Raw genomic sequence first — 22,518 nt, 5'->3', positions numbered from 1 at the left:
AGCGGTTACGGCAGAATGCGTCCGGCGCGGACTGCAAACAGGCGATAAATGGCCTGGCGCAGGCGCTGCCAGCGGGTGGGTGTCAGTTCCATACCAGCACCTCCGCTGGCGTTGGATTCCAGCCGTTGCACGGGTTGTTAAGCTGCGGACAGTTGGAGATCAGCACGATGACGTTGCACTCGGCGCGCAGCTCGACATATTTCCCCGGCGCGGAGATACCGTCCTCAAAGGTCAGCCCGCCCTGCGGAGTCACCGGCACGTTCATGAAGAAGTTAATATTGGCGGCAATATCGCGCTTTTGCAGGCGGCCATCGTGCAGGCAGGCGCAGAGAAAGTTATCCCGGCAGCTGTGCATATGGCGTTTATCGAGAGCATAACGCACGGTGTTGCTCTCCTGCGCGCAGGCGCCACCGAGGGTATCGTGACGCCCGCAGGTATCTGCCACGATGGTCAGCAGCGGGTTACCGAGGTTGGAGTACAGCACGCTGCCGTGGGTGAGATAAGCGTTGTTCTGGCGGCGCAGCGTGCGCTGTGCGTCGTAGCGCTCACGCGGGTTGTCCGCATTGTAAAACAGCGTGTCCACCGCCTGGTTGCCCTCCAGGTCGAGCAGGCGTAGCGTCTGGCCTTTCTTCACTTCAAACAGATACGGTTCCCCCGCCGGGATAACGTGGCGGAAGCTGGCATGCTGGGGATGTTTTTCGCTGGCAACGGTCATACACGGCTCCTTACAGGGCGAAACGTTGAGTGTTAGTGATGGCGCGTTCGTTTTCCGGGCGCGTCAGGAGGGCGTTAATCGCCCCCTCTTCATCCTCCGCCTGCCGCCAGCTCAGCTGTACCGGGCGCGGGGCGTACTCCCGGGAGGGATCCATCGGGTGCGGTAGCGCGGTCATGACAATCAGCGTGTCCATCGGCGCGAACAGCTCAACGTAGCTGCCCGGCTGCGAATGTCCGCTGTGGAAGCGGAACTGGCCGTTGTCCTCCACGGTGACCTTGCTGAAGAAATTGACCACCATCAGCAGATCTTCCAGGTTGAGATCCCACTTGCCCATCTCCACCAGCAGGTTGTCCGTACCGTTACGGTAGAAACCGTTGCGCAGTTCCTGGTAACGCCCCTGACCGTATTTTTCCGCCACTTCGGCGGCATTCAGCACGCCGCCAAACGGGTCGTGCCAGCCGCAGGTGTCGGCGGTAATGCCCGCCAGTACGCGGCCCATGTCGGAGTAAAAGCAGTGTCCGGCGGTGAGGCGCGCGGTGTGCTGGCCTTTCAGCGTGTCGGGCAGGTTCAGCCGCTCGCTTTTCTCGTGCGGGTTGAGCATCAGCAGGCTGACGTTGGCACTGCCTTGCGTATCTGTCATGCGCAGGATCTGCCCGCGCTTCAGGACAAACGAGAGGTGTCCCCCGCCGGGAAGCGTCTCTTCACGTAAAATCGTCATGGTATTCACTGTTACCTCCTTAAGGCATAAACGTTGTCGGGCGTGGTTCCGCTCAGGGCGGAGAGCCGCGTCTCGTTGAGCGGAATGTCGTAGGTAATGCGCGCGCCGTAGGCATTCGGTGCCTGCGGGTCGAGGCGCACTTTGTCGAACACCAGTAGCCGGGTGCCGAGGTTGAAGCCTTCAGACAGATCGTGGGTGACCATAAAGACGGTCATGCGGGTTTCGCCCCACAGCTGCAGCAACAGGGCGTGCATGTCTTTTCTAATCCCCGGATCCAGCGCGCCAAACGGCTCATCGAGCAGCAGCACGCGCGGCTGCATGATGAATGCCTGAGCAATGGCCAGGCGCTGCTGCATGCCGCCGGAGAGCTGGGCGGGATATTTATCCAGCGCGTGCCCGAGGCCGACTTTTTCCAGCATCTCCGCCGACCGTTCACGCACGGCGCGTTTTTTGCCCCCAAACAGCCGCCCGAACAGCGGCGATTGCGGCAGTTCAAGACCGATGGCGACGTTATCCAGCACGCTGAGGTGCGGGAAAACGGAGTAGCGCTGAAACACCACACCGCGGCTGCTGTCCGGCTCGGCGCGCAGCGGTTTGCCATCGAGGGTGATCACTCCCCGGCTGGGCGCTTCCTGACCAAGCAGCAGACGCAGGAAGGTAGATTTTCCGCAGCCGGACGCCCCCACCATTGAGCAGAACTCGCCCTCTTTCACCTGCAGGTTCAGGCGTTCCAGCACCACATGGTCGCCGTACTCCTGCCAGATATTGTTGATGGTGATAAAGCTCATGCCTTCCCTCCTTCCGCCCAGGGAAAACAGGTTTTATGCAACTGACGCAGGGCAAGATCCATCAGCCACGCCAGCAGGGTGATCCACAGGACGTACGGGATAATCACATCCATCGCCATGTAGCGCCGTACGAGGAAAATGCGGTATCCCAGCCCGGCGGTAGAGGAGATAGCCTCCGCCGAGATAAGAAACAGCCATGCCGACCCGAGCAGCAGGCGCAGCGAGGTCAGCAGCCTGGAGAGCAGCTGCGGAAGCACCACGCGCAGCACCAGCGTCCAGCTACTGGCCCCCAGCGTCTGGGCTTTGATGAGGATCTCCGGTGGGATTTCACAGGCACGGTGCTCCAGATCGCGCGCCAGCATCGGGGTGATGCCGATGACAATCAGCATCACCTTCGACAGCTCATCCAGCCCGAAAACGATAAACAGCACCGGGAGTATTGCCAGCGGCGGGATCATCGACAGCACCGTCATCAGCGGCGAGAGCGATGCACGCCACAGCGGAAACACGCCCGAGGTAACGCCAATGCACAGGCCGATCAGTGAGGCGATCGCCAGCCCCGCCAGCAGACGCGCGAGGCTCACCAGGGTATCGACCCAGAACAGGTATTCACCGCTGCGTTTATCCGGGGTCAACGCCATCCGGGATAGCGCGTCCAGCATTTGCTGCAGGCCGGGCAGCAGCTTGTCCTGCGGGTTGGCCTCCAGCCTGACCGCCGAGCCAAAAAAGTAGGCGGCCAGCAGCAGGACAAAAGGCAGCATCACGAGCATCAGCCGCATGCCGGGTGTGGGATGGCGATTAATTTGTCGCATGGAGACTCCGTCCGTTATCACAGCGTGCCGGCAGCGGCCATTTTCACGAAGCTGTCGTCAAAGCGCAGTTTCACGTTGCTGGCATCGCCCACCGTGACATTGCCCGGGAAGCGCATACCGATAAAATCGGCGCTCTGCGCGCCCTCGCCCAGCAGCCCTTTGTCGAAGGAGAACGACGCCACGCGCTGCATGGTTTTCGCCAGATCCGGCGACGTGACAAACGCCATGTTGTCCTGCGGGGTATAGAACAGATGGGTGGTTTTGAGCTGCGCCTGATACCCGGCGAGATCGGTCCCGGAGGCGGCGGCCATCGCATTCAGGGCGCTGACATCCTGCGCTTTCATCAGCCCCATCATCTCGTACCATGCGCCAGTGAGCGCTTTGCCCAACGCCGGGTTGTCTTTCAGGGTCTCGGTGTTGACCACCATCATGTCGATAAGCTCACCCGGCACCTGCGAGGAGCTGAACACTTCGGTGGTGTTTGGCGTGCCTTTGATGACGGAAAGCTGCGGGTTCCACGCCACCGCAGCCTGCACACTGGCGGTCCCGAACGCAGAGACGATATCTGCGTCCGAGGTATTCACCACGGTGACGTCTTTCTCTGCGAGCCCGGCTTTTTCCAGACCGCGCACCAGCAGATAGTGGGACACGGAGAGCTCAGGCAGGTAGACCTTCATCCCTTTCAGATCTTTCAGGGTTTTGCCCTTACCTTTCATCACTACTCCGTCGTTGCCTTCCGAGTAGCTACCGAGGATCAGCGCTGTGGTGTCCACCCCGCCTGCGGCCGGTATGGTCAGCGCATCCATATTGGTCATGGTGCAGCCGTCAAACTGCCCTGCGGTGTACTGGTTGATGGATTCGATATAGTCGTTGAGCTGCACAACGTTGATTTTGATGCCGTATTTGCTGGCCCATTTATCGATGATTTTGCTACTGCTGATGGTGCCCCAGGGCATCCACCCGGCGTAGATAGTCCAGCAGACGTTGAACTCTTTTTTCACAGCGGCGAACGTGGGGAGACTGACCAGCATTGCCAGCGACAGTACAAGAGAGCGGAGTAATGGCGTTTTTTTCATGCTTGACCTCTGAGTGGCACAAAATTAGGGGGCAGCGCGACACCGTCTGGTGCTGCTGTCTCCCGGGCTTTTGTCCCGCCGTGTAACCTCTCAGAGGTCGCCAGCTCTTGGACCAGCCATTCACCGTGGTGAACCGGAACCCTAGCCAGCTATTGTTCAAATTGTGGTGTGCTGCCCTTTCACGGTTGATTAAGCAAGGGGTGTGCCAGGATGGTTTTGCTTTGTTTTTTAGTAGGTTGTGGATTGCTGCGGGTTGGGTTTCACTGTTTTGGGGAGCGGGTTTGGGGGGTGTGCACTGCGGTGGGGCGTTTTGGGGATAGCTAAAAATAGGGGCATGGTTTCTGGTCTTTATTTTATTCTCAGAGTGCCTGACCAGGGGAAGAAGCGGACTTTTTGCCTTAACGCGGGTATTGTCATAAGTCTGAAAAAACACCGTGACGAGATCAACAATGACACTCCTGGAAAAGCTGAAATCGCTCGAATGTTCTCTCCATGGCGCAAGGCGTAGTGATCGTGCATGGCTCGAGCATATTCTTCACCCCAACTTCAAAGAAATAACCCGCTCTGGCGTGTTGATTGAACGCGCTGAAACTATTGAGTCTCTCACCAGCGAATTAAATGTCACTGTTATTTTGAGTAGCGACTTTGAGATATTCCATCAAAGCGAGCGAGTTGCACTCTTGTGTTACAGGACATTTAATCCCGATGGCAGCCGAATCGCTCTTCGCTCCTCGTGCTGGGAGTGTAATGATGACGGTGAATGGAAACTGGTCTTTCATCAGGGGACACCTGCATCAGGGACCATACTCCAGGCAGTATCGACATCCACTAACGACATAATGTAAACGTTCTAAACATGACGTCCCCTCTTTTATTCGCCGTGAGCTTTGCTTTTACTGCAGAGCAGTCAAAAGGTGCCTAGCCCCCCATCACTCAAGGATGTTGCAACGTTAAAATTGATAGCTGTAATTGACACTCGCAAACCACAGGTGCGGATCGTCATAGCTTCCTTTTAGGTATTCTGGCGACTGGACGCGGGAAGACTGCATATGTAAGTACGATAAGGCGAACCCAATATTGCTTTGCGGTGTTATTTGATACTGCGCACCGGTCGCAAAACGCCACTCATCGCCGGTAGGTAATGAAAGCGCAACATCATTTTGTGACTCATAGACCGTACTGTCGAACGCCACCCCGGCATTGATTCGCCACTGTTCTGTCGGACGATATTGCAACCCGAACGCGGCATGCCAGGAGTCTTTGAGGCGATTTTTATGAGCGGTTTGCTGTCCGGCAACCGTAATCTGTGGACTCCCAAACTGACTCCAGTCCTGCCATCCAAGGTCACCCATTATTGACCACGTTTGGGATATATCATGCACCAGGCTAAACATGATTTGTTGAGGCGCCCTGACCTGCGCAGAAATCGGGAGTTCATATTCCACGTTGGGTAAATTCGGGAAACGGGCTTTCGCATTAATATTAAAATCATAGTCCGCTTTACTGTTCCAGGTGATACCCGCACGCGTTTGATCGGTAAGCGCCATTAATAACCCCAGACGGTAGCTCATTACCCAGTCATGATCTTTCTCTTTTACGTCGGTATCGTCGACATTACGCGTTAGCGAAAGGAATCCATAATTTACGTTAACGGATCCCCCCACAGAAACACGGTCGCTGAGCTTATAAGCCAGGGACGGACTTAATGTCATTGCAACCATTGTACTTTTTTTAATAAGGCGATCGCCGGCCCAGTTACCAAAATCAATTCCCAGACCATAATTGCCATATAAACCTACACCGGCATATAGTCTGTCATTGACTTTTTGCGAATAAAAGGCGCTTGCATTGGGGAATAAATTCATCACATTACCGGGACTTTTGCGACCAGACGCATTATCCAGGTCATAGGAAATATCACCATCCATGGCCTGTAACCCCCCTGTAAACATATGATCGGGAAGCCGCGTCATGCCCGCCGGGTTGGTCACGATTGTGGACGCGTCCTGAGCACGTGCAGCCTGGCCCGCACCGGCAAGCGCGGCATCTTCGGTTCCAATCTCATAGAAATAGAGTGCGCTGGCCTGCGTTGCGGGTGAAAGAAACGTTATCAGATAAAACAACGCCGTTTTTCTCATATGCTATTTTCCTGTTATCGAATGATAATTTTACTTCCGCGTTCTTTTTTGCCATCACCCTGCTACCGTCAGGCTGTATTACCCTTTTTAACGGCGTGGTATATACATTAAATACACAGCAACGTTCCGCACTCTCATTATTTTTCAGGCAGACGCAATCCTGTTGAGCATAGACCAGCCTTCCCGTTCCGCAATGTCGCATAACGTTACCCTGTCTGGAGAAAAAAAGAAAACCCGATCGTTGCGTAAATTTATTATTAAACAACTCTTAAGGTTACATTTTTGAAAAGTTAACTATTCTTAAATGGCATTTGACATGTATCAGTGCCAGACGAGGATGTGCTTAAGCGTTTCAAAGGCATATGCCGCTGGTTTCTTCTGCTCACTCAATCAGGAAACGCTTATGAAGGTTCATGTGATAGCCTCTGCAGTTTTGCTGGCATTGACTTTTTCCCACCACGCTGTTGCTGCCGATGCCCCGCTCTCTCCATTGATGAAACAACTGAATAACGGCAACTGGCTAGCTCAGGACGAGGCACAATCGCTCAGTGATGAACTGTATTATCAGGACGCTATCCAGGCCTACATTCAAACCTTGCCCCTTCTGAACACCATTGGGCTACGCGACGGTTCTGAAGCGGCGTTTGGTAAAGGCTATAACGTTCTCCCCATCTGGAAAGAGCGCATGGATAGCCGAGCGGTGGTGCCGACGCCAAACGGGGATGTCATCTATTCAATGAGTTACCTTGATCTGAAGGAAACGGGCCCATTGGTGATTAAAGCCCCGGCGAACGTTATCGGTATGTTTACCGATTTCTTCCAGAAAACCATTACCGATGTGGGTGCCATCGGCCCGGATCGGGCTCGCGGCGGGCTGTATCTGTTATTACCCCCTGATTATGAGGGCCCTGTGCCGCAGGGTTATTACGCCTTTAAATCATCGACTTACAATGTATTTCTCTTCTTCCGAACCATCATGAGCAAAGGCGACGGTAAACCTGATCCCATCCCGGCGGTTAAAAATGCCGAAACGACGCGCATTTATCCCCTCTGGGATGTTGAGAAAGACGTGAAGCCGATGCAGTTCCCGGATGCCAGCGGTAAACGCGTCAATATGATGTATCCAACCGATGCCAGTTATTGGCAAAAGCTGAAAGCCTTCGTGGATTATGAGCCGTTAACAGCGATCCCAGAGGAAACGCGTAGCGCGTTGTTAAGCATCGGGATTGTTAAAGGAAAGCCATTCGCCCCAACGGCGAAGCAGCAGGAAATGCTCAACAAAGCGGTTACAACTGCGCCGCGAATGATACTGGCTCGCCGACAGGTGGGGCGTGACGATCAGCGTCAGCTCTACTACAAAGACCGCCAGTGGGAGAACTCCTGGGCCGGGGCAACCGCAGAGTGGATGCAGTACGGAACGCTGGATGCCAACCAGCGTGCGGCATTCTTCCAGATCGCCTATTCCAGCGCCGCAGCTATGGTTATGCATACGACCGGTGCCGGCTCAAAATATCCTTACACATCCAGAGACAATACCGGCAAGTTCCTTGATGGAAGCAACACCTACAAGTTGCATTTACCACCGAATCCACCGGCAGCACTGTTCTGGGCGGTCACCGCCTACAATATTACCGACGGTACGATGCCTGAAACGGACCAGTTGTTACCTTCTACAAACGGCTACTACAACATCCCGAAAAACAGCGACGGTTCCATTGATCTCTGGTTCGGCCCGAACAAGCCGGATGGCGTAGACGATGCCGCTTTTATCAAAACCGTGCCTAATCGTAATTTCCTTGTGGCGTTGCGTCTCTACGGCACAGAAGACGGTTTTTACGATCAAACCTGGGTACCAGACGATCTGGTTCAGACAAACAAATAAGGACCTTACGATGAGTAAATTAAAAACACTGGCACTTTTTACTGCCCTGGCCCTGAGTGCCAACGTTTTTGCCGAGAGCGCACCACTCACTATTCAGCATCCCACGCGTTTCGATCAGCTTAATCAACCCTCTTTAGACGTGCAGATGCCAGAGGCCTACGTGAAGGCAATAGCGCAGCAGGCTTATATCTGGGGCTGGCCGATGGTCAATCAGTTCAACCGACGCGCGACAATTACGAAGGCGCCCGAGCCCGCGCTGAATGGCGGTATGGTGCCGGTTGCACCAATGGGGCAGCTCAGTATGCTGACGGATTACATCAAGCCTGAAGAAACCTTCGTAACCTGTCCGAATCAGGACGTGGCTTACGGTCTGGGCTTCTTTGAGTTGGATAAAGAACCGGTTGTGCTACAGGTGCCAGACTTTGGCGACCGCTTCTGGGTTTACGCCATTTATGATGCACGAACCGATCAAATTGGTAACGTCGGTAAGCCCTATGGCACTAAACCTGGCTTTTATTTGTTAGTCGGACCTGACTGGAAAGGCGAAACGCCGAAAGGCATTAACGGCATCATCCGCTCTTCAACGGAAATGGCAAACGTGATACCGCGTATCCAGATGGATGACACGGCCGAAGACAGAGCGGCGATTCAGGCACCGATCAAAGAGGTCATGACTTATCCGTTAAGTCAGTTTGACGGCAAAATGAAAACCTACGACTATTCAAAATTACCGTCTATCGGTGAAAAAGCCGATCCCAACGCAGGTGAAACGAAGTGGGTTATACCCGAAAAGTTCTTCGATCAGCTTGAGAATGTGTTGAATAAAGTGCCACCGTTACCGGGTGAAGAAGCCATGTATGCCCAATACCGTCACCTTGTCGAAATGGGTAAGAAAAACCCTGAAATCCGCAAGTGGATGGATGAAACAGCAGTCGAGACGGATAAAACGGTTATCGCCGAGTTTTTCAAATGGAAACATAACGGTGTACCGGCGGGTAATGGCTGGAACCGCTCAAAAAATAACGCTGAATTTGGGGTCGATTATTACAACCGGACCGGCACTTCAAAATCGAATATGTTCGATAATAAGCCGAACGAAACGCAATATTTCTACACGGATAATGACGCTGCCGGTGCCCAGCTCTCTGGTGCACATAACTACACCGTCACCTTCCCTAAAGGTCAGCTCCCACCGGTGAAAGGCTTCTGGTCTTTAACCCTCTATAACAGTAAACACCTTTTCAGCCCTAACGAACTGAATCGCTACTCGCTGGGGACAAAAAATAAAAATCTGAAATTTAATGATGACGGCTCCCTGACGCTGTATGTGAGCAAAACCCGGCCTTCAGAGGATAAACTCAATAACTGGTTACCTGCACCAGACGGTACATTCTCACTGTACATTCGAGCGTACTGGGGCGAACAAGCCATTCTGGATGGCACCTGGCAACCGCCTAAAATTGAAACCACGAATTGATCGCAATGACATCTACAAAGGGGCTCATCGGAGCCCCTTTATCCTTTCTTTAAGCGGCTAATGACCTTTTGCTGTACACAACGAGCAACCATACGTGGCATCTTCAGGCTGCGCCGCGGAGAATTGTGGTTGTTTGTGGCTTAGCTGAGTTTAATGGCAAAGATTCCGGATAACGATGGTTCGTTTCAGATAGACAGACACCGTTTTGGCTGGAATGCGTGAATGTTGATCAGTATGATTGCGAGCAGCATCGCCAGTTAAGATTTGCTGAGAGGACAATATGGATGTTACTGAAGAGGCTTTGTTGAGTTCTGGCTTTACGCGATCTGACTTGCAGAAGATTAAGAACAACGTTGAAAGCTATGGTGGAACATTGGGGGAAGCAATTCAGGATCTGGCTAATCGATTCAGGGTTGTTTTATGGATAACATCATCTTGCCTATTGGTTTTTATCATTCTTGTGTTGTTTTCATCGAAAGAAAATATAATTAGCGGTGGAATATCAATACTCATCACTGTCTTCATCGTTACATTTATTCAGCCGCCAGTCTTGTCTTACAAATCCTGGCGGTTCTGGACAAAACATAAAGTTTAACACTCTGCGTCCTGGACGACCCATCGTATTCACCTTGCTCCTTTTCTACGACCTGTTTTATCTCCTCGATAAATTTGATACGCGTCAGGGCATCATGTAAATAAAATGCTGACAACCGATTTGCTGTTTCGAACAGTTTTCGGGCTTCCAGATTCACCATCGTATCTGAACATGTTCTGTTACAGCCCCTGTTAAGCAGAGCAATATCCATCATGCATCCTTTTCCATAAATGTATGGTTGTTTTACGTACAGCATAGTCAGGGGCAACGGTAAATGCCTTGTCAGAGGCTGATTTTGCCCGAGTGAACCTGGTAGAGGGTGAAGTCGCATGCACTCAATGTCGGTTTTATCATGCTTGATGGTAAATTTCCGAACGGAGGACGGTCTATACCTCGACGAGGAGCTTGTCCGCTTTGTGCCAAGAGCGGACGTTGCTCCAGTATGGAGCAGGGCCGTATATCTTCAGACCTTAAATCAGAACAGTATCGTATTTCACATAGTTTAATTAAATACCTAAGCGATATCGCTGTTCATCCGATAGTGGATTTTTTATAGCCTCTTGATACGCGGCCTCACATTTGAGCCAAAATTCATGGTGGGATATACGTAACTCAGCTCCAACAAGTGCATCAAATCTAACCCAAAAAAGATATCTCACAGCACCCAAACTTAACAAGCTCTGGAAACATGTTGGATTGTGTGTTTTTGAGTCAAAAAGGACAATAAGTCCTCCATGTCTAGCAAAACCATGTTCTCCGCATGTATCTCGATAAGTCAGGTAGATTGGATCTACATCAATTTGTAGAAAGATAATGTTCCTACTCGTTTTTCCTATAGCAAATTCGCAAGCTTCTAATGGGCGAGGGCCGCCTGCTTCTGCAATTTGGCAGCATAAAATTTTGGAAAAGTATCTAAACACATTGAGGTAGGCTTCTGAGTCCAAATTATACTGTGGCATATTAAACACCTCAGAAGGGTCCCTGCCTTCTGATAACAGCGATGAAACTAAAGTGTGAAATCGATCAAATTCCTGATCTGCAGGCTGTGTACGAGAGCCATTGCATAAAGAGCACATTCGTGCCGAAAAATGGAAAGCCTTAGACTTAGGACCTTGTGCTGTACGAAGAATGCCGCCATCATCAAAATCTCCAATGACCATTGCATTACTTCCAAAAATTTTTCTCAACACCGAAGCTTTTATTTTGTGCTCTCCGGTGAGAGAACCACTAGACCCGCATAAGCAACAGCCTTCTGTCTGATATGAGTTGAAGAATATTTCCATTAAGACCACCAAATGTGTATGACATTCCTTAGAGGTAGAGGCTTAGTCAGCAACAAGATAAGTATCCCACAAAGTCGCGCTATTGACATTTAAATCCCCTTTTAATCTATGAGTTAACGTCCGCTCCTCGCTCATAGCAGCCATTTCCCAGCCCCAATCGCGAAAGCAACCTCAACGCAACCCTAAAAACCTCAAAGGGGCCCATCCAGCCCCTTTCCCTCACCACCCTCTAAGCAGCTAACCAAGCCTGCCCGCACTCAGTGCGCCACAATTCGCGGCTCCTTCACAAACTCCGCCAGTAGCCAGATCATATCGTGCAGCAGCCCCGTAAGCTCTTTCGCAACGTTCGCGGGCAATGTCCCCCCTTTAACGGCCTGGGTAAGTGCCAGCGCATAGTCTATCTGGGTAGCGGTGTCGTGCCAGCAGTCCGGCACGCAGGAGGTCATTTTTTCTCCCACAATCAACTGTTCAATAAGGTTCGGCGGGAGATCGGCATCGCAGAGTTCGCGCAGTCGATGAAGCGCTTGCAGCAGGCGCTCGCAGAGTGCAGTGCTAATCACGCTATCATCGCTTTCGACCAGCACGGTCACCAGCGCGGCGCAGTTATCAGCAACGTCAAAAAGATCGGCGTCAACCGGAAGGGGTCGGGTAATAAGCTGCTGAATAATGTTTTCGTCAGATTGCAGGTAAGACAGGGTTGGGATAGTAGCCATAAGGCATCCTCAGTGTATGAAATTGAATTAACCACCCGATGAGTTCCTACGCTCGAGGGGGCAGCGCTGACGGAGGTAGGAATACCGCCCACAGAGAAAACGGCCAGCCTTAACGGCTGCTCCGCCAGCGCCACCGTGATTTTAACGGCATATGCACTGTTGCGACAAAATAAAGTCGCACTGTGAGATCCGGGTTCCTACACCCGATTGCGGATGTGCCGCAACGCCGTCACTTTACGGCCCAGGTAACCGGAATAAAAGCATTAACCCTCATTTTCACCGGGTTACTTTTAGGTTTGCGAGGCTCCTTCCAGAAAGACGGTATCACTTCCCCAATCCAGCGCACTCACCACCCAATTTTGCCCCGACCTCTTTCACAAAACTGATGTATTGTTTTTAAACCATTCATTCCAGTGCAGGACACCTGACCCATGATCACCATCCTCGGCAAAACCACCTCCATCAACGTGCGTAAAGTCCTCTGGACCTGCGAAGAAGCCGGAATTGCATATCAGCAGGAAGATTACGGCAGTGGATTTGCCTCGACGGAAACGGACGCCTTCCGCGCCCTGAACCCCAACGCCATGGTGCCGGTGCTGATCGACGGCGATTTTGTGCTGTGGGAATCGAATTCAATCTGCCGCTACCTGGTGCGCAAAGCCGGACGCGATGACCTGCTGCCATCGCAGCCGCAGGCCTGCGCTAACATCGAGCGCTGGATGGACTGGCAGGCAACCGAATTCAACAACGCCTGGCGCTATGTCTTCCCGGCGCTGGGGCGCAAAAACCCGGACTATAACGATCCCGCGCGGATTGCCGCCGGGATAAAAGAGTGGAACCACTGCATCGGCATTCTGGAGCAGCAGTTGCAGCGCACCGGCGCCTTTACTGCGGGCGAAACGTTTACGCTTGCAGATGTAGTGTTGGGGCTGTCGGTGAACCGCTGGAAAATGACGCCTTTTGACAAACCCGCTGTGCCTGCCATTGATGCCTGGTTTGAACGTCTTAATCAGCGCCCGGCATTTTTGCGACACGGAAATAACGGCATGGTCTGAATTCCCCACGGCCCTATATTCAGCAAGGATATTTTATTTAATTACAAAACCCTGCATGTCGTCAGAGGGAATAATAATTAAGCCATATCCTGGACTGTCCGTTGTATCGCTTTGCTAGCCTGACGTTTCAGGCAAAGCTCACCCCGGAGGTATTCTTGCTGATTAAACTCAAAAAAGAACGAACGCATCAGGAGGATCGCCGGTTAGCCCTCTGGCTGGCGACATCCGCCGGCTTGCTCAACGCCATCGCCCTTGGGGCATTTGGCTTTTTCCCCTCTCACATGACCGGCAATACCTCACAATTATCCAGCGAAGTCTCTTCCACCGATCTTAACGATATTATTTTCTTTGGCTCCATTATTCTGGCGTTTGTCACGGGTGCCATTCTTGCGCGCATTATTGTTATCTGGGGCATTATCCATAATATCCGGCTGGTTTTTTGCCAGATCCTGTTTGTCGAAGGGTTATTACTGACCGGTATTTCGGTATACGAAATGTATTTCCATGCCCTCACCAGCAACCGCACGATTATTATCTTTCTCTGTGGTCTAATGGGGATCCACAATTCCACCTCCACCCAGCTTTCCAGCGGACGGGTGAGATCGACGCACATTACCGGAACGCTGACGGACGCGGGGATATCGCTGGCCTCGGTAGTCGTGGCGATACTGCGCCGGGACTACTCCAAAGATACAGCGGCGCAGAAAAGCCAGCTTAAAACCCACTTAACCACCCTGTTCTCGTTTATTACCGGCGGTATCGCAGGGTTGCTCCTGTTCCGGTGGATTGGGTTTAATGCGATGCTGGCGCTGGGTGTAATACTGGCGCTGGTATCCGTTTGTTCCATGATTACCATCGCGGTGCGCGTGCGCAAAGTTCGCGCAGCACTCGGCCGATAATCAAAACGCAGAGGGCAGAATGTCGCGACAATTGTGACACCGTCACTTTCATGAAGTCGCTTTAGGACTATTCTGCCCTCACTCAGCCAGCCCTTACCTCATAAGGCTTAATCAAGGTTGTCACTAGTTTCATAGGGTTACTGATTGTCCCCCTTCGCTGGAACCCTTCCCAAACGCTTGCTATAGGTCAACTACCCCTGCCGAAACATGGCATAACAACAGGCAACCGCTGATTGCGATAACGCATGCGCACAGGGAGACACACCGCAATGCATCCATTACTCAAACGCTCGCTGCTGTTTGTCGGCGCCATAATCGTGGTTCTGGCCCTCCTCACCTGGGGCATTGGGCTGGAGACGATCAAGGCGCGTCAGGTTGACCTGGTTTACCTCGGGCAACAGCATTTAATTCTCGTATTTTCCTCGATGTTCTTCGCACTGCTGGTTGGCATTCCGGCGGGTATCCTGCTCAGCCGCCCGGCGGCGCGTGGGGTAGCCGAATACGTGATGCAAATCTTCAACGTCGGCAACACCCTGCCGCCGCTGGCCGTTCTGGCGCTGGCGATGGTGGTGATTGGCATTGGCGATACGCCAGCCATCATCGCCCTGTTTCTTGCCTCGCTGCTGCCGATTGTGCGCAATACCTACGCCGGGCTGTGCTCGGTGCCTTCGTCGTTACTGGAAGCGGCCAACGGGATTGGGATGACCAAATGGCAGCGTCTGCGCCAGGTGGAGTTACCTAACGCCTGGCCGGTGATGCTCTCGGGCATCCGCATCGCCACCGCCATTAATGTGGGTACAGCTCCGCTGGCCTTCCTGATTGGCGCCAGCAGCTACGGCGAGCTGATTTTCCCCGGCATCTACCTGAACGACTTCCCGACGCTGATCCTGGGCGCGGCGGCCACCGCGCTGTTTGCCCTGATCCTCGACACCCTGCTGGCTGCGCTGGGTCGCGTGATGAGTCCCCATCTCGCTCGATAACAATAACAAGGAGCTTTCATGAGACTAATATCCGGCCTGACGGCGCTGTGTGCCGCGGCGCTCTTCACCAGCCAGGCAATAGCCGCCCCGCTGATTCTGGCGACCAAGAGCTTTACCGAGCAGCATATTCTCTCGGCCATGACCGTGCAGTACCTGCAAAAGAAAGGGTTCCAGGTGCAGCCGCAAACCAATATTGCGACCGTTATCTCCCGAAACGCGATGATCAACAAACAGATTGATATGACCTGGGAGTACACCGGTACGTCGTTGATCATCTTTAACCACATCAACAAGCGCATGTCGCCGCAGGAGTCTTACGAGACGGTTAAGCGTCTGGACGCGAAACACGGTCTGGTCTGGCTCAAACCCGCCGATATGAACAACACCTATGCCTTCGCCATGCAGCGTAAACGCGCCGAAGCGGAACATATCAACACCATGTCTGAGATGGTGGCGAAGATTGAGCAGGTGCGTAAAACCAACCCGGACAAAAACTGGCTGCTGGGACTGGATCTTGAGTTTGCCGGGCGCAGCGATGGGATGAAGCCGCTGCAGAAGGCCTACAACATGGAGCTGGACCGTCCGCAGATCCGCCAGATGGATCCCGGCCTGGTGTATAACGCGGTGCGCGACGGTTTTGTTGATGCCGGGCTGATCTACACCACCGACGGCCGCGTGAAAGGTTTCGACCTCAAAGTACTGGAAGATGATAAAGGCTTCTTCCCGAGCTATGCCGTCACCCCGGTGGTGCGTAAAGACACGCTGGAGGCGAACCCGGGGCTGGAAGAGGCGCTAAACACCCTCTCCGCCCAGCTCAACAACGACGTTATCACCGAGCTGAACAAGAAGGTGGATATCGATCATCAGTCACCGCAGCAGGTCGCCCGTGATTTCCTGCGTAGCAATAAGCTGTTGTAGGAGGCGCTATGGAGACGATTCACTACATTCTGGATAACTGGGATTACCTGTTAACCCTGACGCTGCAGCATCTGTGGCTGGTGGCGCTGGCGGTTGGCCTGGCCATTATTATCGGCGTTCCGCTCGGCATTTTAATTGTCCGTCACAAATGGCTGGCGACACCGGTGCTGGGCATCGCGACCATCGTGCTGACCATTCCGTCCATCGCCCTGTTTGGCCTGATGATCCCGCTGTTTTCGCTGATCGGTCAGGGCATTGGTGCCCTGCCCGCCATTACCGCGGTGTTTCTCTACTCGCTGCTGCCGATAGTACGCAACACCCATACCGCGCTGGACAGCCTGCCGCCGGGTCTGCGTGAGGCCGGACGCGGCATCGGCATGACCTTCTGGCAGCGGCTGCGCTGGGTTGAAATTCCCATGGCGCTACCGGTGATTTTCGGCGGCATCCGCACCGCCGTGGTGATGAACATCGGCGTAATGGCGATTGCCGCCGTGATTGGCGCGGGCGGCCTGGGCCTGCTGCTGCTTAACGGCATCGGCGGGAGCGATATCCGCATGTTGATTGCAGGGGCGCTGATGATTTGTCTTTTAGCGATTGTGCTCGACTGGCTGCTGCACCGTCTGCAGGTGGTACTGACTCCGAAGGGGATTCGATAATGATAAAACTGGAAAACCTCACCAAACATTTTTCACAGAAGCACGGCCAGACCTTTAAGGCCGTCGACAACGTCAACCTGAACGTGCCCGAAGGGGAAATGTGCGTCCTGCTCGGCCCGTCCGGCTGCGGGAAAACCACCACCCTTAAGATGATCAACCGCCTGATTACGCCAAGCAGCGGCACGATCCTGATTAACGGTGAAGACACCAGCGGGATGGATACGGTGACGCTGCGCCGCAACATCGGCTACGTGATTCAGCAAATTGGCCTGTTCCCGAACATGACCATCGAAGAGAACATTACCGTGGTGCCGCGCATGCTGGGCTGGGATAAAGCCCGGTGTAAAACCCGTGCCGAAGAGCTGATGGATATGGTGGCGCTGGATCCGCGTAAGTTTCTTCACCGCTATCCGCGCGAGATGTCCGGCGGCCAGCAGCAGCGTATCGGCGTGATCCGCGCGCTGGCGGCAGATCCGCCAGTGCTGCTGATGGATGAGCCCTTCGGCGCGGTGGACCCCATCAACCGTGAAGTGATCCAGAACCAGTTTCTGGAGATGCAGCGCAAGCTGAAGAAAACGGTGATGCTGGTCAGCCACGATATCGATGAAGCCCTGAAGCTGGGCGATCGTATCGCCGTTTTCCGTCAGGGGAAGATTGTCCAGTGCGCCAGCCCAGACGAGCTGCTGGCGAAGCCGGCGAACGAGTTTGTCGGCTCGTTTGTGGGTCAGGACCGCACCCTGAAGCGCCTGCTGCTGGTGTCGGCAGGCGACGTCACCGACCAGCAACCTACTATCACGGTACGCGGCTCTACCCCGCTTCCAGAGGCCTTTGCCACCATGGATGATAACGATATCCGCGCCATCACCGTGGTGGACGAACACGGTAAACCGCTGGGGTTTGTGAAACGCCGGGAAGCGCGCAACGCCAGCGGCACCTGTGCCGATATCCTGCATCCATTCCGTATGACCGGCAAAGCGGAAGATAACCTGCGCGTGGTGCTCTCCCGCCTGTATGAAAGCAACACCAGCTGGATGCCGATTGTGGATGAAGAGGGTCGCTATAACGGCGAGATTTCGCAGGACTATATCGCGGAGTACCTCAGCTCAGGGCGTACGCGCAGGGCGCTGAATATTCACAGTGAGAGTTGAGAATTATATTTTAATACAGACCAGAAAAGCCCCTTTCGGGGCTTATGTTGGCCTCACCAGCGAATTTCAGAAGTGAGAATAAAAGCGACATCTTTCACCATATCGTCAAGATCGTAATTTGCTGTCATTCGTATAACCCCACGTTACGATTCAATTCGTGAATTTTAACCGTGGCAGCTTCTATCTGGCTTTACGTTGCACTATGTATTTTTAATGCTGGCTTTATTGCATGTGAGCACAAAAAAGCCCCTTCCGGGGCTTCTGATAAGCATTACCAGCGAAGCTCTGACGTTGGCATGAAGGTTACAGACCTCACGCTATCCGCTACGTCATAGTTAATCTGCATGCTCGTAGGATTTACGTACCCTTTTGCCTCATAAAGATCCGTCCATCCAAAAGAACGCTTCATAATCACCTTAGGGGGAGTGCTTCTTAATGGCTCACCTATATTTTTATGTACCCATTTCCGGTTCATCTTTTTAGTTAAAGGCTTAGGCAAAGCGTTTGGAAACACCCAATCGGCGTTGCCATCTTCCTGAATGGTCAAAGTAAGTGCCTTTAGAATCCTCCCTTCTCGCCAAAAAGATAAAAACACGCCTTCTTTGGCCATATCCAAACTTAAAACAGGAGACCCGGACGCACCTTTTGGAGGCGACTTGTACAAGATTAATTCAGAACCAATCAGTTCTTTGTAGCTTTTCCCTAAATTCTCAATCAGCGCATTAACGTTTATAGTCATTTGTATAATCCCTGCTCACTGTTAAGTCTGTGCATTTTCGCCCTCGCCACCTCAATCTGGCTTTCTGTTGCACCATGTGCTTTTAGCGCTGGTTTGATAGCATCCAAATTGCGATCAAGTGCCGCGCGCAGATTTCTTGAATCAAGTTCGATTTGTGCCAGAGTATTACGGCCCCCATACGTTTCACTTATTTTTTGATGCACTTCTTTGGGAATCACTATTGCTGCAACATCATCAGCTAATTTGCAGATATCTCTTGGATCAACATCAGGATAGAGCGCCGTTAAATATGCTTCAACAGCCGCCCTTGACGGCATGTGATCCGCCTCATACATCCCCTGCCGCGAACGGCGTTTAAAGTCACTGTATAGCTCGACTTCCAGAAACTCCACCGGCGGTTTGCTCAGGTAGATATAAATCGGCGGCAGGTCAGGGAACGGCAGGATCAGAATGTAATCCGCGAAACGCTTTTCTTCCTGTGCCGGGCTGGTGGTCGCCGTTATGCCGGTGTTAACGGGCAGCGGGTCAACCACAACTGGGTTCGGTAGCACCGGCCGCGCCTGGTTGCCGGTATTCCACGGTTTTTTATCGTCTGTCCGGTCAGGCGTCCACACGATGGTGATGTGCGATTCTTCCTCCGTGGTGAACGTGTACGCCTGCACCCTGCTGTCGTACTCCATTTTTCTGACGCGCACACTGTCCCGGCCAGGCGGTGTGTGCCAGCCATGCGGCACCGGGTTCCCCCTGCTGTCGTTCTCCCACGTATAGCGAACACGGCTTGGGGCTTCACGCATCTGCGCGAGGCGCATACGGTCGATAAAATCCTGTTCGCCGTCGTTCAGCCTGCCGGGCATCATTCCCACCAGCAGCCCGGCCACAGGAGCACCCGCTCCCGCGGTGGCTATCTCACCCAGCCCGACGGCACCACGCACCGCCCATGTGCCGTAAGTCAGCGTCCTGCCGCTTATGATTTCCAGCAAGCTTGCACCCGTGGTGGCCGTCTGCACCCGCGCAGCAGTTGCAGCAGCCGCAACGGCGGCCTGATAGTCCATTTCCTCCTGGTTGCCGTTCCACCAGCGATAAAGGGCGCTGCGCTTTTTCGGTCTGGGGATATCCTCTGGCTTTTTCTTTCTGGCGGTCTGTGCGTGCTGCAGGGTGTCTGAATCGGTTGCCGGGTCGCTGGCGGGCATGGCCTGAAAAAATGCCATATCAGCAAAATTAGTATGGGGTTCGCGCTGGTCACCGGCATCATTGCAGCCATCCCCCCGCAGGCAGGATTTTGCAAATACCCGGTTGCGCCCCCTTTCTTCCTCTCTGCGGTTTTCTTCAGCCTGCTTTTCTGCTGCCAGCCTGGCGGCGTGTTCTTCCCTGGCAACATCAACCGGGTCTCGTCCACAGCCCAGCCACTGACCTGCCGGGGCAATCACCCGGTTCGTACCCGGTGGGCAATCACAGTGTACATTTGAACCGTGAACGGCGACGGGTACGCCGTGAAATGTCACCCGTTCCTCACCTGATACAATCACGCCCTTCCTGCCACATTTAGGACAGGGAGTGGTTTTATCACCTACCCTGAGAATTCTGCGTCCAAATTCGGTGCTGTCCGTAATAGACGCAATACACCTGGCACCGGTAGTCGTTTTATCATTCTCAAGCGCCTGTCCCCGGCCAAAATTATCGGTACGGTAACCCATGCGTTACGCTCCGGTAATTAGTAAATTGATTACTCATAAAGAATTCCCTTTTCCTTTTCGTTAATAAAAAAGGAATTTTACTATGAATATGAGTTAACCAGATTTATTCCGCACTTTTGGTTAATATTTAACAACCAAATAAATCACCACTAAAAATAAATAACTTAAATATTTAGAACACCCCTATAAACACTCATTTGCATACTGGTTGAGTTCCTATCACAATAGAATACCGATCTCGTTTACTCGCGACCCATGCAACGTCTTCATACTTACCCCGATATCCGCGCGATGTTTCGCCGGCTTCTGATTGCCACCGTCACGGGCGTACTGGCCGCGCTGGCCGTTGCCGTGTTTCGCCACAGCATGTATCTGCTGGAGTGGCTGTTTCTCAGTAACGACAGCGGCAGCCTGGTGAATGCCGCGGCGGCGTTGTCCCCCTGGCGTCGCATGCTCACGCCTGCTCTTGGCGGCCTGGCAGCCGGATTGTTGCTGTGGGGGTGGCAGCGGCTGACGGCGCAACGCCCGCATGCGCCAACGGATTATATGGAAGCGCTTGAAACGGGTGACGGGCAGTTCGATTACGGTGCCAGCCTGGTCAAATCCCTGGCGTCACTGCTGGTGGTTTCCAGCGGAAGCGCCATCGGGCGTGAAGGGGCGATGATCCTGCTCGCTGCCCTCGCCACCTCCTTGTTTGCGCAGCGCTTTACGCCGAAGTCCGAATGGAAATTATGGATAGCCTGCGGGGCGGCGGCGGGAATGGCCAGCGCCTACCACGCGCCGCTAGCCGGAAGCCTGTTTATTGCGGAAATCCTGTTCGGCACGCTGATGCTCGCCTCGCTCGGCCCGGTAGTCATTGCGGCCGTCGTAGCGCTGCTGACGACGCGTCTGTTAAGCCCCGGCGCCACCACGCTGTATGAGGTGCATCTCAGCGAAACGCTCACTGCGGGCGATTACGGATTAATCGTTATCATCGGTCTGCTGGCGGGCATCTGCGGCCCGCTGCTGATGTGGCTGATGACGGTTAGCCACGCGCTGTTTCTGCGTCTCAAACTCTCACCACCCTGGCAGCTGGCGCTCGGGGGGCTGATCGTCGGGCTGTTGTCGCTTCTCACGCCCAAAGTGTGGGGTAACGGCTATAGCGTGGTGCAGGCCTTTCTGCTCTCACCGCCGCTGCTGTCCGTCATTGCGGGCGTGTTTATCTGTAAGCTGCTGGCGGTACTGGCAAGCAGCGGTTCGGGCGCACCGGGCGGGGTCTTCACACCGACGCTGTTTGTCGGGCTGGCGACAGGAATGCTGTTTGCGCAGCTTTTTGCGCTGTGGCTACCGGGTTCTGAAACGGCGATTTTGCTGGGACTGGCGGGGATGGCGACGTTGCTCGCTGCCACGACGCATGCGCCTATTATGTCGGCGCTGATGGTGTGTGAAATGACCGGGCAGTATTTTCTGCTACCCGGCCTGCTGATTGCCTGCGTTGTTGCGTCCGTACTCTCGCGAACGTTACGCCACGACTCGATCTACGGCCAGCACACTGCCGAGAGCAGAGAGATCGATGTACTGCGCTAGTTCGCGCTGCTCGGCGCGCGGCAAATAAGGCAGTTCGCCCACCAGAGGGCCGGGCAGTTTTTTGCTCAGCACGTCGATGATTTCTGCATAGTGCGCAAGGCCTGGGTTGATGCGGTTTGCCACCCAGCCCACTAACGGCAGGCCGTCATTGGCGATCGCCTGCGCCGTCAGCAGCGCATGGTTGATACACCCTTCCTGGATGCCCACCACCATCACCACCGGCAGTTGCTCCTGCACCACCCACTCGGAAAGTGGACGCAAATCGTTCATCAGGCTGCGCCAGCCGCCCGTGCCTTCAACCACAACGTGATCAACCTTCTCGCTCAGGTTTGCCAGCCCATCCGACAGCAGGGTGTAATTGATCAGCCCGCTGTGCGCCACGCTGCTCTCCTCTTCGCTCAGGGCTATAGGATTGACCGCGTCATAAGGCAGCTCCAGGGATGAGACGCTTTGTAAAACCAGGGCATCTTTATTGCGCAGCCCCTCTGGCGTCTCTTTACTGCCTTTTGCGACCGGTTTGTACCCTGCAACACGTTTACCGCTTGCTGCCAGCGCCTGTAGCAACGCGCGCGATACAACAGTCTTGCCGACAGAGGTATCTGTACCAGTAACAAAGAAACGCTTAAGCATGACTCATTCCACCTCTTGGGTATGCTTCGAAAATAT

General features: G+C 53.7%; 21 protein-coding genes, 1 pseudogene and 1 riboswitch. Of the genes and pseudogenes, 10 read left to right on the top strand and 12 right to left on the bottom strand.

Translation table 11 applies throughout. The features are described 5' to 3' along the window. Positions 1–82 precede the first annotated feature (82 nt). The 5 genes from ACQG19_RS11170 to ACQG19_RS11150 are packed head-to-tail and all read right to left on the bottom strand — an operon-like array spanning position 83 to position 4,109. Positions 83–715 carry an urea amidolyase associated protein UAAP2 gene (locus tag ACQG19_RS11170; RefSeq protein ID WP_013096803.1) on the bottom strand — a complete coding sequence of 211 codons (633 nt, stop codon included), beginning with the start codon at positions 713–715 and terminating at the stop codon, positions 83–85. A gap of 10 nt (positions 716–725) precedes the next feature. Then, on the bottom strand, positions 726–1,433 hold the full coding sequence (locus tag ACQG19_RS11165) for an urea amidolyase associated protein UAAP1 (RefSeq protein WP_044159424.1): 708 nt from the start codon (positions 1,431–1,433) through the stop codon (positions 726–728). 11 nt (positions 1,434–1,444) lie between these two features. Further along, positions 1,445–2,221 carry an ABC transporter ATP-binding protein gene (locus ACQG19_RS11160; protein ID WP_222168332.1) on the bottom strand — a complete coding sequence of 259 codons (777 nt, stop codon included), beginning with the start codon at positions 2,219–2,221 and terminating at the stop codon, positions 1,445–1,447. Next, on the bottom strand, positions 2,218–3,033 hold the full coding sequence (locus ACQG19_RS11155; protein WP_013096806.1) for an ABC transporter permease: 816 nt from the start codon (positions 3,031–3,033) through the stop codon (positions 2,218–2,220). The genes ACQG19_RS11160 and ACQG19_RS11155 overlap by 4 nt, the downstream gene beginning before the upstream one ends. Before the next feature lie 17 nt (positions 3,034–3,050). Further along, positions 3,051–4,109 carry a putative urea ABC transporter substrate-binding protein gene (locus tag ACQG19_RS11150; protein ID WP_222168331.1) on the bottom strand — a complete coding sequence of 353 codons (1,059 nt, stop codon included), beginning with the start codon at positions 4,107–4,109 and terminating at the stop codon, positions 3,051–3,053. A 57-nt stretch (positions 4,110–4,166) separates the two neighbouring features. Then, positions 4,167–4,265: riboswitch (guanidine-I (ykkC/yxkD leader) on the bottom strand. 293 nt (positions 4,266–4,558) lie between these two features. Here ACQG19_RS11150 and ACQG19_RS11145 point away from each other — a divergent pair. Beyond that, a complete protein-coding gene (locus ACQG19_RS11145; protein ID WP_222168330.1) occupies positions 4,559–4,954 on the top strand; it encodes a DUF4440 domain-containing protein in 396 nt (131 codons plus the stop codon). A gap of 105 nt (positions 4,955–5,059) precedes the next feature. Here ACQG19_RS11145 and ACQG19_RS11140 read toward each other — a convergent pair whose 3' ends face one another. Next, positions 5,060–6,247: an OmpP1/FadL family transporter gene (locus tag ACQG19_RS11140; RefSeq protein ID WP_222168329.1), complete on the bottom strand. Its 1,188-nt coding sequence runs from the start codon at positions 6,245–6,247 to the stop codon at positions 5,060–5,062. Between the two features lie 403 nt (positions 6,248–6,650). Between ACQG19_RS11140 and ACQG19_RS11135 the strand changes: the two genes are divergently transcribed. Beyond that, positions 6,651–8,129: a DUF1254 domain-containing protein gene (locus tag ACQG19_RS11135; protein WP_114518734.1), complete on the top strand. Its 1,479-nt coding sequence runs from the start codon at positions 6,651–6,653 to the stop codon at positions 8,127–8,129. Positions 8,130–8,139: 10 nt separating this feature from the next. Next, positions 8,140–9,606 carry a DUF1254 domain-containing protein gene (locus ACQG19_RS11130; RefSeq protein ID WP_038419292.1) on the top strand — a complete coding sequence of 489 codons (1,467 nt, stop codon included), beginning with the start codon at positions 8,140–8,142 and terminating at the stop codon, positions 9,604–9,606. Between the two features lie 632 nt (positions 9,607–10,238). Here the strand turns inward: ACQG19_RS11130 and ACQG19_RS11125 are convergent. From ACQG19_RS11125 to ACQG19_RS11115, 3 genes and pseudogenes are all read right to left on the bottom strand, one after another. After that, positions 10,239–10,412: pseudogene (locus tag ACQG19_RS11125) on the bottom strand (DUF4225 domain-containing protein); the annotation flags it as partial. A 295-nt stretch (positions 10,413–10,707) separates the two neighbouring features. Then, positions 10,708–11,484, bottom strand: a complete 777-nt coding sequence (locus ACQG19_RS11120; RefSeq protein ID WP_222168328.1) for a hypothetical protein — start codon at positions 11,482–11,484, stop codon at positions 10,708–10,710. Positions 11,485–11,741: 257 nt separating this feature from the next. Continuing rightward, positions 11,742–12,197: a hypothetical protein gene (locus ACQG19_RS11115; RefSeq protein ID WP_095907758.1), complete on the bottom strand. Its 456-nt coding sequence runs from the start codon at positions 12,195–12,197 to the stop codon at positions 11,742–11,744. 431 nt (positions 12,198–12,628) lie between these two features. Between ACQG19_RS11115 and ACQG19_RS11110 the strand changes: the two genes are divergently transcribed. From ACQG19_RS11110 to osmV, 6 genes are all read left to right on the top strand, one after another. Then, on the top strand, positions 12,629–13,252 hold the full coding sequence (locus tag ACQG19_RS11110; protein ID WP_040023135.1) for a glutathione S-transferase family protein: 624 nt from the start codon (positions 12,629–12,631) through the stop codon (positions 13,250–13,252). A gap of 155 nt (positions 13,253–13,407) precedes the next feature. Continuing rightward, positions 13,408–14,151 carry a YoaK family protein gene (locus tag ACQG19_RS11105; protein ID WP_246932062.1) on the top strand — a complete coding sequence of 248 codons (744 nt, stop codon included), beginning with the start codon at positions 13,408–13,410 and terminating at the stop codon, positions 14,149–14,151. A 269-nt stretch (positions 14,152–14,420) separates the two neighbouring features. Next, positions 14,421–15,131: an osmoprotectant ABC transporter permease OsmY gene (osmY, locus tag ACQG19_RS11100; RefSeq protein WP_205918095.1), complete on the top strand. Its 711-nt coding sequence runs from the start codon at positions 14,421–14,423 to the stop codon at positions 15,129–15,131. Positions 15,132–15,149: 18 nt separating this feature from the next. Next, complete coding sequence (gene osmX, locus ACQG19_RS11095; protein ID WP_222168326.1) at positions 15,150–16,049, top strand: glycine betaine ABC transporter substrate-binding protein; 900 nt, start codon at positions 15,150–15,152, stop codon at positions 16,047–16,049. Positions 16,050–16,057: 8 nt separating this feature from the next. Then, positions 16,058–16,705 (top strand): osmoprotectant ABC transporter permease OsmW, encoded by a 648-nt coding sequence (gene osmW, locus ACQG19_RS11090; protein WP_006808875.1) that lies wholly within the window; start codon positions 16,058–16,060, stop codon positions 16,703–16,705. Next, complete coding sequence (gene osmV, locus ACQG19_RS11085; RefSeq protein ID WP_029882806.1) at positions 16,705–17,853, top strand: osmoprotectant ABC transporter ATP-binding protein OsmV; 1,149 nt, start codon at positions 16,705–16,707, stop codon at positions 17,851–17,853. The genes osmW and osmV overlap by 1 nt, the downstream gene beginning before the upstream one ends. A 271-nt stretch (positions 17,854–18,124) precedes the next feature. On the opposite strand, the gene ACQG19_RS11080 is transcribed toward osmV, so the two are convergent. Beyond that, on the bottom strand, positions 18,125–18,592 hold the full coding sequence (locus ACQG19_RS11080) for a DUF6392 family protein (RefSeq protein WP_102752614.1): 468 nt from the start codon (positions 18,590–18,592) through the stop codon (positions 18,125–18,127). Continuing rightward, on the bottom strand, positions 18,589–20,286 hold the full coding sequence (locus tag ACQG19_RS11075; protein ID WP_102752615.1) for an S-type pyocin domain-containing protein: 1,698 nt from the start codon (positions 20,284–20,286) through the stop codon (positions 18,589–18,591). Before ACQG19_RS11075 ends, ACQG19_RS11080 begins: the two co-directional genes overlap by 4 nt. Before the next feature lie 255 nt (positions 20,287–20,541). On the opposite strand from ACQG19_RS11075, the gene clcB reads away from it, so the two are divergent. After that, complete coding sequence (gene clcB, locus ACQG19_RS11070) at positions 20,542–21,852, top strand: voltage-gated ClC-type chloride channel ClcB (RefSeq protein ID WP_102752616.1); 1,311 nt, start codon at positions 20,542–20,544, stop codon at positions 21,850–21,852. On the opposite strand, the gene bioD is transcribed toward clcB, so the two are convergent. Then, positions 21,787–22,482 carry a dethiobiotin synthase gene (bioD, locus tag ACQG19_RS11065; protein WP_013096826.1) on the bottom strand — a complete coding sequence of 232 codons (696 nt, stop codon included), beginning with the start codon at positions 22,480–22,482 and terminating at the stop codon, positions 21,787–21,789. The two genes, clcB and bioD, sit on opposite strands and share 66 nt — an antisense overlap. Positions 22,483–22,518 lie beyond the last annotated feature (36 nt).

Origin of the sequence: Enterobacter cloacae complex sp. 277I4, from assembly GCF_050031465.1 — a bacterium.
GTDB lineage: Bacteria > Pseudomonadota > Gammaproteobacteria > Enterobacterales > Enterobacteriaceae > Enterobacter > Enterobacter cloacae.
This window is presented reverse-complemented; position numbering and strand designations above follow the sequence as displayed.